This window comes from Streptomyces canus 299MFChir4.1, assembly GCF_000383615.1.
GTDB lineage: Bacteria > Actinomycetota > Actinomycetes > Streptomycetales > Streptomycetaceae > Streptomyces > Streptomyces canus_C.
This window is the reverse complement of sequence record NZ_KB911589.1, coordinates 246,513-261,525: the sequence shown is the minus strand read 5'-3', so window position 1 is coordinate 261,525 and position 15,013 is coordinate 246,513. Positions and strand designations below refer to the sequence as shown.

General features: G+C 68.6%; 14 protein-coding genes, 2 pseudogenes and 1 riboswitch. Of the genes and pseudogenes, 10 read left to right on the top strand and 6 right to left on the bottom strand.

Annotation, left to right across the window (positions count from 1 at the left end):
* Positions 1 to 273 precede the first annotated feature (273 nt).
* From H293_RS0121100 to H293_RS0121065, 9 genes and pseudogenes are all read left to right on the top strand, one after another.
* Positions 274 to 1,038 carry a GntR family transcriptional regulator gene (locus H293_RS0121100; RefSeq protein ID WP_020119834.1) on the top strand — a complete coding sequence of 255 codons (765 nt, stop codon included), beginning with the start codon at positions 274 to 276 and terminating at the stop codon, positions 1,036 to 1,038.
* A 74-nt stretch (positions 1,039 to 1,112) separates the two neighbouring features.
* Positions 1,113 to 1,522, top strand: a pseudogene (locus H293_RS0121095) (carbon starvation CstA family protein); the annotation flags it as partial.
* 17 nt (positions 1,523 to 1,539) lie between these two features.
* Positions 1,540 to 1,706, top strand: a pseudogene (locus H293_RS54995) (YbdD/YjiX family protein).
* 136 nt (positions 1,707 to 1,842) lie between these two features.
* Positions 1,843 to 2,094: a DUF3311 domain-containing protein gene (locus H293_RS0121090; protein ID WP_028808056.1), complete on the top strand. Its 252-nt coding sequence runs from the start codon at positions 1,843 to 1,845 to the stop codon at positions 2,092 to 2,094.
* Positions 2,091 to 3,701 carry a monocarboxylate uptake permease MctP gene (mctP, locus tag H293_RS0121085; RefSeq protein ID WP_020119832.1) on the top strand — a complete coding sequence of 537 codons (1,611 nt, stop codon included), beginning with the start codon at positions 2,091 to 2,093 and terminating at the stop codon, positions 3,699 to 3,701. Before H293_RS0121090 ends, mctP begins: the two co-directional genes overlap by 4 nt.
* A 73-nt stretch (positions 3,702 to 3,774) precedes the next feature.
* Positions 3,775 to 4,272, top strand: coding sequence for a GNAT family N-acetyltransferase (locus H293_RS0121080; protein WP_028808055.1), 498 nt, complete (start codon positions 3,775 to 3,777; stop codon positions 4,270 to 4,272).
* 52 nt (positions 4,273 to 4,324) lie between these two features.
* Positions 4,325 to 4,453: riboswitch (cobalamin riboswitch) on the top strand.
* Positions 4,454 to 4,579: 126 nt separating this feature from the next.
* Complete coding sequence (locus H293_RS0121075; RefSeq protein ID WP_020119830.1) at positions 4,580 to 6,952, top strand: ribonucleoside-diphosphate reductase subunit alpha; 2,373 nt, start codon at positions 4,580 to 4,582, stop codon at positions 6,950 to 6,952.
* Positions 6,952 to 7,965 carry a ribonucleotide-diphosphate reductase subunit beta gene (locus tag H293_RS0121070; protein ID WP_020119829.1) on the top strand — a complete coding sequence of 338 codons (1,014 nt, stop codon included), beginning with the start codon at positions 6,952 to 6,954 and terminating at the stop codon, positions 7,963 to 7,965. Before H293_RS0121075 ends, H293_RS0121070 begins: the two co-directional genes overlap by 1 nt.
* Before the next feature lie 88 nt (positions 7,966 to 8,053).
* The gene (locus tag H293_RS0121065; protein WP_020119828.1) at positions 8,054 to 8,536 is read left to right on the top strand and encodes a hypothetical protein; all 483 of its coding nucleotides are present in this window, start codon (positions 8,054 to 8,056) and stop codon (positions 8,534 to 8,536) included.
* Here H293_RS0121065 and H293_RS0121060 read toward each other — a convergent pair.
* A complete protein-coding gene (locus H293_RS0121060; RefSeq protein WP_199790181.1) occupies positions 8,529 to 9,305 on the bottom strand; it encodes a hypothetical protein in 777 nt (258 codons plus the stop codon). The two genes, H293_RS0121065 and H293_RS0121060, sit on opposite strands and share 8 nt — an antisense overlap.
* 27 nt (positions 9,306 to 9,332) lie before the next feature.
* The gene (locus H293_RS59230) at positions 9,333 to 9,470 is read right to left on the bottom strand and encodes a hypothetical protein (protein ID WP_020119826.1); all 138 of its coding nucleotides are present in this window, start codon (positions 9,468 to 9,470) and stop codon (positions 9,333 to 9,335) included.
* Between the two features lie 125 nt (positions 9,471 to 9,595).
* On the opposite strand from H293_RS59230, the gene H293_RS0121050 reads away from it, so the two are divergent.
* Entirely contained in the window at positions 9,596 to 10,561 is a 966-nt protein-coding gene (locus H293_RS0121050; RefSeq protein ID WP_020119825.1) for a GlxA family transcriptional regulator, read from the top strand.
* 4 nt (positions 10,562 to 10,565) lie between these two features.
* Here H293_RS0121050 and H293_RS0121045 read toward each other — a convergent pair whose 3' ends face one another.
* The 4 genes from H293_RS0121045 to H293_RS0121030 form a co-directional block, all read right to left on the bottom strand.
* Positions 10,566 to 11,936, bottom strand: coding sequence for a bifunctional albaflavenone monooxygenase/terpene synthase (locus H293_RS0121045; RefSeq protein WP_020119824.1), 1,371 nt, complete (start codon positions 11,934 to 11,936; stop codon positions 10,566 to 10,568).
* A complete protein-coding gene (cyc1, locus tag H293_RS0121040) occupies positions 11,933 to 13,018 on the bottom strand; it encodes an epi-isozizaene synthase (RefSeq protein WP_106968369.1) in 1,086 nt (361 codons plus the stop codon). The genes H293_RS0121045 and cyc1 overlap by 4 nt, the downstream gene beginning before the upstream one ends.
* 281 nt (positions 13,019 to 13,299) lie before the next feature.
* On the bottom strand, positions 13,300 to 13,950 hold the full coding sequence (def, locus tag H293_RS0121035; RefSeq protein ID WP_020119822.1) for a peptide deformylase: 651 nt from the start codon (positions 13,948 to 13,950) through the stop codon (positions 13,300 to 13,302).
* 59 nt (positions 13,951 to 14,009) lie between these two features.
* The gene (locus H293_RS0121030) at positions 14,010 to 14,990 is read right to left on the bottom strand and encodes a tetratricopeptide repeat protein (RefSeq protein WP_020119821.1); all 981 of its coding nucleotides are present in this window, start codon (positions 14,988 to 14,990) and stop codon (positions 14,010 to 14,012) included.
* Positions 14,991 to 15,013 lie beyond the last annotated feature (23 nt).

Below are 15,013 nucleotides of genomic sequence, written 5' to 3'. Positions count from 1 at the left end.
CCACAGGCCGGGACCTGGACCAATGGTGTAGACCAGTAGGGGGAGCTTGGACCAGACCATGAAGCCTGTCAAGAGTGCTCGAAACGGCCCTGACCAGCCGTTATGCGACCTACATATGCAGGAACCATTAGTAAAGAAGTCAGCGAAAACAGCGGCGGCGGAGTACTGTCGTCCGCTAGACCACTTACCTCTGTGGACTAGACCAAAAGAGGCGGCGCCGGTATACAGAAGGGATCACGAAGTGACCCGCATCCGGAGCCGGGAAGGCAGACCATGAGCAGCGACGTCAGCAGTGCGGAGACCGAGGGCGGGGCAGGCGTCCGTACCGCGCGCGTGCCCAAGTACTACCGCCTGAAGAAGCACCTGCTCGACATGACGGAGACGCAGTCGCCCGGCACGCCGGTACCGCCCGAGCGCACGCTCGCCGCCGAGTTCGACACCTCCCGCACCACCGTGCGCCAGGCCCTCCAGGAACTGGTGGTCGAGGGACGTCTGGAGCGCATCCAGGGCAAGGGCACCTTCGTCGCCAAGCCGAAGGTCTCGCAGGCGCTGCAACTCACCTCCTACACGGAGGACATGCGCGCCCAGGGCCTCGAACCCACCTCGCAGCTGCTCGACATCGGCTACATCACCGCCGACGACCGGCTCGCCGAGCTCCTCGACATCACCGCCGGCGGCCGGGTGCTGCGCATCGAGCGCCTGCGCATGGCGAACGCCGAGCCGATGGCCATCGAGACGACCCACCTCTCCGCCAAGCGCTTCCCGGCCCTGCGCAGGTCGCTCGTCAAGTACACGTCCCTCTACACGGCGCTCGCCGAGGTCTACGACGTCCACCTCGCCGAGGCCGAGGAGACCATCGAGACCTCGCTGGCCACCCCACGCGAGGCCGGCCTGCTCGGCACCGACGTGGGTCTGCCGATGCTGATGCTGTCCCGGCACTCGTTCGACAAGACGGGCGAGCCGGTGGAGTGGGTGCGGTCGGTCTACCGGGGCGACCGGTACAAGTTCGTGGCCAGGCTCAAGCGGCCCCTCGACTGATGCACGCCCTGTAGCGCGACCACGCTTCCTGCTCTACGGTCCTCCCGACTCCATCTGGACGGGAGGACCGTCCCGTGCGTACCGCGAACGTCCGAACCGTCGTCATCTGGACCCTCGTCGCCCTGGTCGGCCGCCGGCTGGTCCGTGCTCGCGCTCGCCCGGGCGAGGACGTCTCCGCCGCCTGGATGGTCGCGGCCGCCCTCGGGTCGTACGCGATCGGCTACCGCTTCTACCCGAAGTTCATCGCGCACAAGGTCCTGAAGGTCGACGCGAGCAGGGCCACCCCGGCCGAACGCTCGACGACGGCATCGACTTCCACCCCACCGACCGCCGCGTCCTGCTCGGCCACCACTTCGCCGCGATCGCGGGCGCCGGTCCGCTCGTCGGCCCGGTACGGGCCGCGCAGATGGGCCATCTCCCCGGCACGGTCCGGATCACCGCCTCCGCAACGGCCGTCCTCGCGCCGCTGATCGTGGTGGTGCTCACCGACGCCCTGCGGGTCTGCGCTGGTACGTCCGCGAATTGACCGGCGAGTCGGCGTACAACCGCTATGTCGCCCATGTGCGCAAAGACCACCCGCGGGCGCCGGTGCCGACGCGGAAGGCGTTCGAGCACATGAGGACGGACCGTCAGGAAGGAGATCGCGCCAGGGATTCCGCTGCCGCTGACGCTGCTGCCGGTACTGATGCCGGTGCTTCACAGAATCGACATACCGATATGCGGACGAGGTCTTCCGCTCACCTGACACCGTGACCTACATTGCCTGCGCGTTACAGGTGATCAGCGAGGGGACGGAGCCGCGGAATGTCGGACACACCTGAAGTGAGACCACCGGCGGTGACACCGATGCGGGTGGTCATCGCCCTCTGCCTGCTCGCCCCGTTCGTGGCGATGCTGTGGGTCGGCTCGTACGCCAAGGTCGACCCCACGTTCATCGGCATCCCGTTCTTCTACTGGTACCAGATGCTGTGGGTGCTGATCTCCACCGCGCTGACGATGACCGCCTACCAGCTCTGGCAGCGTGACCAGCGCGCCCGTCGGGGAGGTACCAAGTGAACGACGGCGTCAACGGCGTGGCTCTCACCGTCTTCATCCTGTTCTTCCTGGCCGTCACGGTCATGGGCTTCCTGGCCGCGCGCTGGCGCAAGGCCGAGAACGAGCAGAGCCTCGACGAATGGGGCCTGGGCGGCCGGTCGTTCGGCACCTGGGTCACCTGGTTCCTGCTGGGCGGCGACCTCTACACGGCGTACACCTTCGTCGCGGTGCCCGCGGCGATCTACGCGGCGGGCGCGGCCGGCTTCTTCGCGGTGCCGTACACCATCCTGGTGTACCCGCTGATCTTCACGTTCCTGCCCCGCCTGTGGTCGGTCTCCCACAAGCACGGGTACGTGACGACCTCGGACTTCGTGCGCGGCCGCTTCGGCTCCAAGGGCCTGTCGCTGGCGGTGGCGGTCACCGGCATCCTCGCGACCATGCCGTACATCGCGCTCCAACTGGTCGGCATCCAGGCGGTTCTCGACGTCATGGGTGTCGGCGGCGGCGAGAACACCAACTGGTTCGTCAAGGACCTGCCGCTGCTGATCGCGTTCGGTGTCCTCGCGGCCTACACCTACTCCTCGGGCCTGCGCGCCCCCGCGCTGATCGCGTTCGTGAAGGACACGTTGATCTACATCGTCATCGCGGTGGCGATCATCTACATCCCGATCAAGCTGGGCGGCTTCGACGACGTCTTCGGCGCGGCGAGCGAGAAGTACACGGCGGCCAAGGCGGGCGGACTGGTTCCGCTGGAGGCGGGCCAATGGACCTACGCCACGCTGGCGTTGGGCTCCGCGCTCGCCCTCTTCATGTACCCGCACTCGATCACGGCGACGCTCTCCTCGCGCAGCCGTGAGGTGATCCGCCGCAACACCACGATCCTGCCGCTGTACTCCCTGATGCTGGGCCTGCTCGCGCTGCTCGGCTTCATGGCGATCGCGGCCGGGGTCAAGGTCACCAACCCGCAGTTGGCGATCCCGCAGCTCTTCGAGGACATGTTCCCCGACTGGTTCGCGGGCGTGGCCTTCGCGGCGATCGGCATCGGCGCGCTGGTCCCGGCGGCCATCATGTCGATCGCGGCCGCGAACCTCTTCACCCGCAACATCTACAAGGACTTCATCAAGCCGGACGCGACGCCAGCACAGGAGACCAAGGTCTCCAAGCTGGTCTCGCTCCTGGTGAAGGTCGGTGCCCTGGTCTTCGTCCTCACCATGGACAAGACGGTGGCCATCAACTTCCAACTCCTGGGCGGCATCTGGATCCTGCAGACCTTCCCGGCCCTGGTCGGCGGCCTGTTCACCCGCTGGTTCCACCGCTGGGCCCTGCTCGCCGGCTGGGCGGTCGGCATGGTCTACGGCACGGTCGCCGCATACGGCGTCGCCTCTCCGACCCAGAAGCACTTCGGCGGCTCGGCGAAGGAGATCCCGGGCATCGGCGAGATCGGCTACATCGGCCTGACGGCGTTCGTGCTCAACGTCGTCGTCACGGTGGTCCTGACCTTTGTGCTGAAGGCGCTGAAGGCCCCCGACGGCGTGGACGAGACCAGCCCCGAGGACTACACGGCGGACGCGGGTGACCCGGGCGTCGAGGTGGAACTCCCGCCGGCCACTGCGAGTACGACCCACTAGTCACGGTGTGCACGGGCCGTCGGAGTTCTCGTCCGGCGGCCCGTCGTCGTACCCGTCGTGCACACTCACCCGCATGGAGTTCCTGATTCGCCCCGCGGTGCCCGCCGACCACGAACGCCTCGGCGAGATCTCCGCCCAGGCCTACCTCCAGGACGGGCTTCTCCTGTTCGGTGACAGCGACTGGTACCTCGAAGAACTCAAGGACGTGGCCAAGCGGGCGTCCGCCGCTGACGTCCTGGTGGCCACGGAGAACGACGACATCCTCGGCGGAGTCACCCTCGTCCCCTCCGACAGCCCCCTGGCCGACCTCGCCCGCCCCGGAGAGGCGGAGATCCGCATGCTCGCGGTGGCTCACCCGGCCCGCGGCAGAGGCGTGGGACAAGCCCTCGTCCAGGCCTGCGTCGACCGCGCGACCGCCACGGCCACCGGCATCGTCCTGTGCACCCAGCCCACGATGCACAGCGCCCACCGCATCTACGAACGCCTCGGATTCGTCCGCGTCCCCGAGCGCGACTGGAAGCCGATACCCGGCGACGACTTCACGCTCCTCACCTACAAGTTGACGCTCTGAAGTCACCGCGACACAACATATGGGCCTGCTTCTCCCACCCGGCACAAGATGTATGCTCATGCTCGCTGTCGCCGCAGGGGAATCCGGTGCGAATCCGGAACTGTCCCGCAACGGTGTACTCATGCGTGCTTGAGCGCATATGAGCGTCAGTCCGAGGACCTGTCGACAGCGTGCCCGTGCCATACCGGCCCGGGTGTCATGACGTCCGGGCCTCGTGGAATGGGCCGGTGGACGCGACGCCGTGCGCGCTCGTGTGCTGCCCCCTGCCCTCCGCAAGGCCCCCGTGCCCAGCGAGGGAGAGCCCCACGTGACCATCGCGCCAGCCGACCCGGCTTCAGCGACCACCCCGGTGGACGAGGACGGTCCCGGCACCGCGTTGCTGCGGACCCTGACCGCGCTGACCGCCGACCTCCCCGACGCCGACCCCGGCCGGGTCGCCGCCGCCGCGCTGCGCGGCCGGTCCGCACGGGGAGCCTCCGCCGAGATGATCGCGGAGTTGCGCGAGCTGGCCACCGAGGCGGCGGCCGGCCTCATCTCCGAGGACCCCGCATACAGCAGGCTGGCCGCCCGGCTGCTGACCGTCTCCATCGCCGCCGAGGCCGCCTCACAGGGCGTCACCTCGTTCACCGCATCGGTCGCCGTCGGCCACCGCGAGGGCCTCATCGCCGACCGGACCGCCGAGTTCGTGCGGGTCCACGCCGAGCGGCTCGACGCACTGGTCGACACCGAGGCCGACGACCGCTTCGGCTACTTCGGGCTGCGCACCCTGTACAGCCGCTACCTCCTGCGGCACCCGATCACCCGCAAGGTCATCGAGACGCCCCAGCACTTCATGCTCCGGGTGGCGTCCGGCCTCGCCGAGGACGACACGGTCCACGCCCTGGACGAAGTCGCCGCGCTCTACCGGCTCATGAGCCGCCTCGACTACCTCCCCTCCTCCCCCACCCTCTTCAACTCCGGCACCCGGCACCCCCAGATGTCGTCCTGCTACCTCCTCGACTCCCCGAAGGACGAGCTCGACTCCATCTACGACCGCTACCACCAGGTCGCCAACCTCTCGAAGCACGCCGGCGGCATCGGCATCTCGTACTCCCGCATCCGCTCGCGCGGTTCGCTGATCCGCGGCACCAACGGGCACTCCAACGGCATCGTCCCGTTCCTGAAGACCCTCGACGCCTCGGTCGCCGCCGTGAACCAGGGCGGCCGGCGCAAGGGCGCGGCCGCGGTCTACCTGGAGACCTGGCACTCCGACATCGAGGAGTTCCTGGAGCTCAGGGACAACACCGGTGAGGACGCCCGCCGTACGCACAACCTGAACCTCGCGCACTGGATCCCGGACGAGTTCATGCGCCGGGTGAACGCGGACGCCGAGTGGTCCCTCTTCTCGCCCGCGGACGTGCCCGAGCTGGTCGACCTGTGGGGTGAGGAGTTCGACGCGGCCTACCGCAAGGCCGAGGCGGAGGGGCTCGCGCGCAGGACCATCCCGGCCCGTGACCTCTACGGCCGCATGATGCGCACCCTCGCGCAGACCGGCAACGGCTGGATGACCTTCAAGGACGCCGCCAACCGCACGGCCAACCAGACGGCGCTGCCCGGCCACACCGTGCACTCCTCCAACCTGTGCACGGAGATCCTGGAGGTCACGGACGACGGGGAGACCGCGGTCTGCAACCTGGGGTCCGTGAACCTCGGCGCGTTCGTCGACACGACGAGCGGCGACATCGACTGGGAGCGGCTGGACGCCACCGTGCGCACCGCCGTGACCTTCCTCGACCGGGTCGTCGACATCAACTTCTACCCGACCGAGCAGGCCGGGCGGTCCAACGCCAAGTGGCGTCCCGTCGGCCTCGGCGCGATGGGCCTCCAGGACGTCTTCTTCAAGCTGCGCCTGCCCTTCGACTCCCCCGAGGCCAAGGCGCTGTCCACGCGGATCGCCGAGCGCATCATGCTCGCCGCCTACGAGGCCTCCGCCGACCTCGCCGAGCGCAGCGGTCCGCTGCCGGCCTGGGAGAAGACGCGTACGGCACAGGGTGTGCTGCACCCGGACCACTACGCCACCGACCTCGCCTGGCCCGAGCGCTGGGCGGCACTGCGCGAGCGCATGGCCGGCACGGGTCTGCGCAACAGCCTCCTGCTGGCCATCGCGCCCACCGCCACCATCGCCTCGATCGCCGGCGTGTACGAGTGCATCGAGCCGCAGGTCTCCAACCTGTTCAAGCGCGAGACGCTGTCGGGCGAGTTCCTCCAGGTCAACTCGTACCTGGTGGCCGAGTTGAAGAGGCTCGGCGTCTGGGACGCCCGCACCCGGGAGGCGCTGCGGGACGCGAACGGCTCGGTGCAGGGCTTCGCGTGGATCCCGGAGGACGTACGGGCGTTGTACCGCACGGCGTGGGAGATCCCGCAGCGCGGTCTGATCGACATGGCGGCGGCGCGGACCCCGTTCCTCGACCAGTCCCAGTCCCTGAACCTCTTCCTGGAGACGCCGACGATCGGCAAGCTCTCCTCGATGTACGCGTACGCCTGGAAGTCCGGGCTGAAGACGACGTACTACCTGCGCTCGCGCCCGGCGACCCGTATCGCCCGCGCGGCTCAGGCCACCGTCCCCGTCCAGCAGGCGGCCCCGGAAGACGCCGTCGCCTGCTCCCTGGAAAACCCCGAGTCCTGCGAGGCCTGCCAGTAATGACCAGCGAAGCCAAGAACCTTCTCGACCCGGGCTTCGAGCTGACCCTCCGGCCCATGCGCTATCCGGACTTCTACGAGCGCTACCGGGACGCCATCAAGAACACCTGGACCGTCGAGGAGGTCGACCTCCACTCGGACGTCGCCGACCTCGCGAAGCTCAGCCCCGCCGAGCAGCACCTGATCGGCCGGCTGGTCGCGTTCTTCGCGACGGGCGACTCGATCGTGGCGAACAACCTGGTGCTGACCCTCTACAAGCACATCAACTCCCCCGAGGCGCGCCTGTACCTGAGCAGGCAGCTCTTCGAGGAGGCCGTGCACGTCCAGTTCTATCTGACGCTCCTGGACACCTACCTTCCCGATCCGGAGGACCGGGCGGCGGCCTTCGACGCCGTCGAGAACATCCCCTCCATCCGCGAGAAGGCCGAGTTCTGCTTCCGGTGGATCAACGAGGTCGAGAAGCTGGACCGCCTGGAGTCCCGGGCCGACCGCCGCCGCTTCCTGCTCAACCTGATCTGCTTCGCCGCGTGCATCGAGGGCCTGTTCTTCTACGGTGCCTTCGCGTACGTCTACTGGTTCCGCAGCCGGGGCCTGCTGCACGGCCTCGCCACCGGCACCAACTGGGTGTTCCGCGACGAGACCATGCACATGTCCTTCGCCTTCGACGTGGTCGACACCGTCCGCAAGGAGGAGCCGGAGCTGTTCGACGACCGGCTCCAGCAGGAGGTCACCGACATGCTGGCGGAGGCGGTGGAGGCGGAGCTCCAGTTCGCGCGCGACCTGTGCGGCGACGGGCTACCGGGCATGAACACCGAGTCGATGCGCCAGTACCTGGAGTGCGTCGCCGACCAGCGCCTGACGCGCCTCGGCTTCGCGCCGGTGTACGGCTCGGAGAACCCGTTCTCCTTCATGGAGCTGCAGGGCGTCCAGGAGCTGACCAACTTCTTCGAGCGGCGTCCGTCCGCGTACCAGGTGGCGGTGGAGGGCACGGTCGACCTGGACGAGGACTTCTGACCCAGCTCCGCCTTCTGACGGGCCTCTGTCAAAAGTCGGTGGATCCGGGTACGCGTGCGGAACGTCTCATCGACGAGGAGGCCACCCCATGCGCCCTACGACCCACCGCACCGCCCTCGCCCTCGCGGCACTGACCCTGCTGCTCGCGGGGTGCGGGGCCGAGGCCGGAAGCGAAGGGGGCGGCGGCGACACCGTGTCGCCGCCGCCCTCGTCGTCGCCCCCGCCCTCGTCGTCCCCGTCCGCGTCGCCGTCGCCGGGCTGCACATCCGCCTCGCAGCTGAACGCCGACGACAGCGGCAGCACGGTCTGCCTCGCGGTGGGCGACACGCTCCGAATCTCGCTGGACGGGACGAAGAGCCGCCCCTGGAAGCCGGTCACCACCGAGGGCGGCGGACTGGAGCCCACCAACAGCGGGATCGTCCTGCTGCCCGGTGACGCGAGTTCCGCGTACAAGGCGGTCTCGGCGGGACAGGTGCGGCTGAGTTCACAGCGTCCGCTGTGCGCCACCGAGACCGGCCGAGTCTCCTGCAAGGGCATTCAGGAGTGGCGGGTCACCGTGGTGGTCACCTGAGGGCGACCGCGTCCCCGGCCGAGACCTTCAGCGAGGTCGTCGTGGTGCCGGGGAAGTACCAGCGCCAGCTGCCCGCCGCCGTGGCGGTCACCTTCGTGCTGAGCTGGCCCAGGTTGTCCGTCTTCACGGTCTTGACCGTGCCGTAGTGGGCGGCACCGGCCGCGCGGAACTGGAGCCTGACCGTCTGGCCCGGGTAGCCGTGGTACTTCAGGTCCTCCCAGTTGGCCCGGGAGAGCTTGCCCTTGACGGTGAGCCGGGCACCCTTGGCGACGGGTTCGGGGGACGCGTCCGTGGTGAGCTGTGCGGCGCGCTTGACCTTGTACTCGGCGATGTCGTCCGAGATCCAGTAGTCGCCGTCGTTCGCCTTGACGGTGGCGTCCACCCGCCAGACACCGGCGACCCTGTTGCTGTCGATGTCGTCGCTGTCGGCGATCCAGGCGGGGTCGACGGTCATCGTGCCGGTGCACACGGATGTCGTCGCGCTCTTCCTCACGCAGGACGAGTCGCCGTCCCAGGTGACGAAGCCGTAGCCGTTGGACCTGTTGAACGTGCTCAGATCCGTGATCTTCCTGACGCCCGAGTCGTCCTTGACGGTGACCGCGATCGGGTACCTGATGGTCTTCGCCGTGCCGATGATCACGTTGCCGCCCTTGTTCACGACGGTCTTGGTGACCCTGATGTCACCCTCGCCCTCGGCATGGGCTCCGGTGGCCGTGAGCAGGGCCAGGGCTGCCGCCCCGCCTGCCACGGCCCACAGTCTGTGTCTCATGGTCCTCCCCTGTTGATCCAGGAGAGATTAGACCGTTCGAGTGACCCCGTGTGCGGTCCGGTACTCGCGCGCCTTCCTGATCTGACGGTCGACGCGCTTGTCGTGCACGATCCCGATCACCGACGGGAGGAGCAAGAGGACGAAGATGGCGAAAACAGTCAGCATGGCGATCAGTCCTTCTGTCTGCGCTGAAGTCATGTCACTACTCTCGCGCCGTTGACTCCTGACAAACAGTGGCAGGACTGCCGCACACCCTCGATTTACTGCCAGCCCTGAGGCACACTGGCAGCATGCTGAAGAACGTGGCCGCCGTCGTCCTGGACGGCGTGAACCCCTTCGAGCTCGGTGTCGTCTGCGAGGTCTTCGGGACCGACCGCAGCGATGACGGACTGCCCGTGTACGACTTCGCGGTCGCCTCGGCCGAGGGCCCCCGGCTGACCTCGCGGTCCGGCTTCGCCCTGCACGTCGAGCACGGCCTGGAGCGGCTGGAGACGGCCGACCTGATCGCCGTGCCGGCCTGCGCCGGCTACGAGACGCGGGACTTCCCGCCCGAGCTGCTGGAAGCCCTGCGCGACGCGGTCGACCGCGGGGCACGGGTGCTCAGCGTGTGCTCCGGCGTCTTCGTGCTCGCCGCGGCCGGACTGCTCGACGGCCGGCGCTGCACCGTGCACTGGCACCACGCGGAGGAGCTGGCACTCGCGTATCCGCGGCTGACGGTCGAGCCGGACGTCCTGTACGTCGACGAGGGCCCGGTGATCACCTCGGCGGGCACCGCGGCGGGCATCGACGCCTGTCTGCACATCGTGCGCAAGGAGCAGGGCCCCGAGGTCGCCAACAAGATCGCCCGGCGGATGGTCGTACCGCCGCACCGGGACGGCGGACAGGCCCAGTACATCGAGCGGCCGCTGCCCCGGTCGAAGTGCGACACCGTCGGCGAGGTGCTCGTGTGGATGGAGCAGCACCTCGACGAGGACGTCACCGTCGAGCAGCTCGCCGAGCGGGCGCACATGTCCCCGCGCACCTTCGCCCGCCGCTTCCAGCAGGAGACGGGTACGACTCCCTACCGCTGGATCCTGCGCCAGCGTGTGCTGCTGGCCCAGCGGCTGCTGGAGGCGACGGACGAGACGGTGGACGCGATCGCGGGCCGTGCCGGGTTCGGCACCGCGGCCGCGCTGCGCCACCAGTTCCTGCGCGCGGTGGGCACCACCCCGAACGCCTACCGGCGCACCTTCCAGGGTCCGGAGGCGGCCGCCTGACCCGTCACCGGGGCATGGGCCGCACCAGGAGCCGGTTCGGCCGCAGGGTGATACCGGGACGGGGGGTGTCGTCCGATCCGGCCACCTGCTCGAAGCGGTACTTCCGCGCCAGCGCCGCCGTGAGCAGCGTCAGCTGGGCCATCGAGAAGTGATCGCTCGGGCACTTCCGGTTGCCGGTGCTGAACGGGCTCATGGCGTGTTTCGGAACCGATTTGGCCCGCTCGGGACTCCAGCGCAAGGGGTCGAACACCGCGCTGTCGTCGAAGGACTTCGCATCGCGCTGGATCGCGTACGGGCTGTAGACGATGTCGGCTCCGGCCGGAATGCGATAGCCACCGAGTTCGGTGTCGCGTACCGCCCGCCGCGTCAATATCCATACCGCGGGCCACAAACGCATGGTCTCGACCACCAGATAGTTCGTGTACCTGAGTGACCGTACGTCCTCGAATGCCACAGGACGGCCACCGGTGACCGATTCGACTTCCGCGCACACCTTGTCCGCGTGTTCGGGGTGTTCGGCGAGCACCTGAAGCAGCCACATGATCGTGGACGCGACGGTTTCGCCGCCGGGGGTGAGTATCGCGACCACCTGGTCGTGGATCTCCTGTTCCCCGATGGGGTCGCCATTCGCGTCCTTCGCGGCCAGCAATGCCGTCAGCAAATCGTCCGGCTTTTGACCGGATGCCCTGCGTTCGGCGACGATCTCGTCGACCACCCGATGCAGATCGGCCAACGCGCGGTTGAATGCGAGGTTGGCGGGCAGCGGCAGCTTGTACAGCGGCCCCGCGGGTATCACCATCCGCCGGTACATCCCGCGGAAGACGGTCGTGAGCGCGACGCACAGCCGTTCGGCGCGCTCGTCCATGTAGGCGCCGCGCAGCAGACAGCGGGCCGCGATGCGCACGGCGACCCGGAAGGACTCCAGGGTGGCGTCGACCGTCTCGCCGGGCTGCCAGCGCTCGGCCAGCGCCTGCGCCTCCTCCTCCATGATCGGCCCGTACGCCGGAATCGCGTCGAGCCGGAACGCGGGCTGGATGATGCGCCGTTGGCGCCGGTGCTGCGGGCCGTTGGCGGTGGCCACACCTTCCTTTCCGACCAGCCCCTCCAGGGACTCCCACAGCGGCCCGGCGATGATGAAGTCGGGGTTGAGGGCCACGGCTCCGGTCAGTTCGGGGGTGGTGGGCGCGTACACCGTCTTGGGGCCGAGCCGGAGGCGGACGACTTCGCCGTGCCGCCGCAGCCCGGACAGGAAGCTCAGCGGATCACGGGCCAGACGCAGGCCGTGCCCGAGGACGGGGACGCCCCCGCCCGCGAGCGGCGGCTCACCCGACTCGGGAGCCACCGTGGCTTCGGTTTTCACGGATTCGACGGTCATTTCTCACCTGCCGCTTCGTTGTTGACGTACGGGGGCGTGGACCGGTCGTCCCAGCTGTCGACCATGTAACGGCCGGACTCGTGGTGGAACCAGTAGACGGCGCTGAACCAGTTGCGCATATTGCGGACACAGGCCCGGACGGCGGTGCTCAGTTCCTTTCCCCGCACGGTGCCGTCGTCGAGGCTGTCGGCAAAAAGGAGGGCGTCGGCCTCGACCACGAGGAATGCGTCCACGCATTTCCCGATCAGCCGCCGCATTTCCCGGATCGCCTCTTCGAGGGTCAGCCCCTCGTGCTTGATGAGACTTATTCCGAGATTGTGGACCTCGTCTCCCGCGATTTCCTTGGGGAGCGAACAGAGGTCGTTGTACCAGGCGGCGAATTCCTGACTCAGCAGGGCCGCCCGCCGGAACGCCGGGTTTTTCCTCACCCCGTCCGGGAGTTCGCATCCCGCACTCGGCTCCAGCAGATCCGTCCAGATCCAGTGCGCGAAGGTGAGGCGGCGCAGGGCCAGGTATTCCGCGACCGTGGGAATGATTCCCCTGGTGCGATTGCGGAATTCCCGGTCGTAGGCCTCGATCACCTCGTGGAAGTGCCCGGCGAACCGGGTGTTCCAGCTCTGCGGCAGGAACGCGTACAGCCGCACCATGCAGTCGGCGAAGGCGGCGACCAGCGGATCCTCGTGGTGCAGATGATCCCGTGGGGAGTCGAGCCCCGCGTGCAACCGGAACCTCAGCCGCCGCCACGCGCCGGGACGGCGGTGGACGATGTCACGGTCGTGCCGGTCGTCCCAGACGAAGAACCACGCGCTGTAGTCCGCTATCGCCTGGAGGACCTCGTCTGGGGCGCCGAGGTAGTACCCCGCCATGAGGTCCGTGTAGCACAGTCCGTCGGCATATTCGGCCACCTTGTCCGCCGACATGAGCCGTTTTTCCAGAAGCCAGGTGCGTGTCTTCTCCTGGAGCCTGGGCCAATACGGATGCAGTTGCCTGGGAAACGCTGCCTCGATCACCGGGAGAGAGAGCGACGGTGGAACCGCGATCGCCGTCGGCGTCGATGTGGTGCTGTGTGGGAAAGCAGGCACGAACAAACCCCTTCCAGCCGCCAGTTGGCGCACGCCCCTGCCGCTGAACCGGGCGTGCGCCGTTGCGTATCCCCGCACTTCCCATTCAGCACCACAACTGACCATTCTGGGAATGGATTTGCTTCATTCACTACCCCACGGTGTCGAGATTCTCCCCATGTGTGACGCAAACCGGATCACTAAGTGAGCAGATCCGATCGAACGTGCGACGCACACGCGAACGGCGCCTGTTCGGGGAGTGATTCCTGAACAGGCGCCGTGCGTGCGGGAGCGGTGGGACGTCAGTCGTTGGCGACCACGGGGTAGCGGGGCTCGTTCTCGGCCATCTGCCGGAGCGCGTCCTTGCGTTCGCGCTTGGAGAGCCGGTCGATGTAGAGGTAGCCGTAGAGGTGGTCGGTCTCGTGCTGCAGACACCGGGCGAAGTAGCCGGTGCCACGGACCTTGACCGGGTTGCCCTTCTCGTCCTGCCCGGTGACCTCGGCGTAGTCGGGGCGGGCGAGCGGTGCGTACGCGGTCGGCACCGACAGACAGCCCTCGTTGCTGTCGTCGAGCCGGCGCTGATCCGCGGGCAGGTCCACGAGCTTCGGGTTGCAGAGGACACCCACGTGCCGTCGGCCCTCGTCGTCCTGGCAGTCGTACACGAAGACCTTCAGGTCGACGCCGATCTGGTTGGCGGCGAGGCCGACGCCCTCGGCGGTGCGCTGGCTGGCGAACATGTCCGCGACCAGCTGGTCGAGCTCCTCACCGAACTCGGTGACGTCCTTGCACTCCTTGTGCAGCACGGGGTTCCCGACGACGGTGATGGGCCGCGAGGTGCCGCGCTCACGCCAGGCGCTCTCCCGCTCCTCGGCGTCCTCGGTGTCGATGACGAACCCCTCGTCGTCGACGGGGAGCACGCCCGCGTGCTGCTGATCGGTGTCCTGCTGGGCCATGACCTACGGATGCCTTCCTGGAAAACCTGGGATTCAGTGCTACAGCGTACGGCGATGTCTCAGCAGACCTCTTCCAGATCCCGCCAGTCACGCGAATCAGGGCTGTCCGCAACCCACCCGTCCAACAACCCCCGAACCAGCGAAGCCGGCGCAGCCACCCCGCACTCCCGCTCCGGCACCCACAACTGCCCGTCCGTCCGATGTCCCAGCGGCCCGGGATGCCCCGGCTCACTGTGGTCGTGGGGGTCCAGATGCTCCCCGTCACCTTCATCGGACGGCATCCGGGACTCGGAGCACATCCGACACAGCAGCCGCACCGACGACGACCAGTCCTCCGCCGCGAACCCGGCGTCCGCCGCGAGCTGCTCCAGCGCGTCCCGGTCCGCCTCGGTGGCCGCCTCCAGCAGCACCACCCAGGTCGGCACCGGCGAAGGCGCCCACAGCTCGATCTCGTCGAACACCGGATAGGCGTGGCCGGACGCGGTGGTCCGCTCACCGTGCGGGACGCCGTCGTGCAGCACGACCTCGCCCCAGCGCCGCCCCGAGGACGGCAGCGGGATGGACAGCACTTCGATGCGGGCGGGGTCCAGCCGCCGCCCCCAGACCACCTCGGCCTCCCCTTCCGGGGACAGCCGTACGGCGGCACTGCCCAGGTCCATCCCCAGCGGTTCACCGGAGGCCGTGGCACCGCCCGGCACCCGCAGTCCGTACGCCTGCCAGGCCCGCCGGGCCAGCGGCCAGTCCTGGAGCGCGGTCGCCGCGATGCCGACGTTCCACCAGTCGGGCGCCCCTGTCTCCCGGTCGAGCAGCGCCACGGCACGCAGCCCCGCGGCCCGCGCCTGCTCCCAGTCGTGCCGGAACTTGTGCAGGAGTGCGAGGTTGAACCAGGACTCGGACAGCCACGGCTCCAGGTCCGCGGCACGTGTCAGCAGCGCGCCCGCGTCCTCGTACCGACCGTCGCCGATCAGCGTGAACGCGCGGTCCGTGGCCTGCCGCCAGGAAGCGGAGGGCCGGTGCCGTCCCTTGCCGAAGATCCTCACGATTCCCGCCTGCCGGTTCCGTC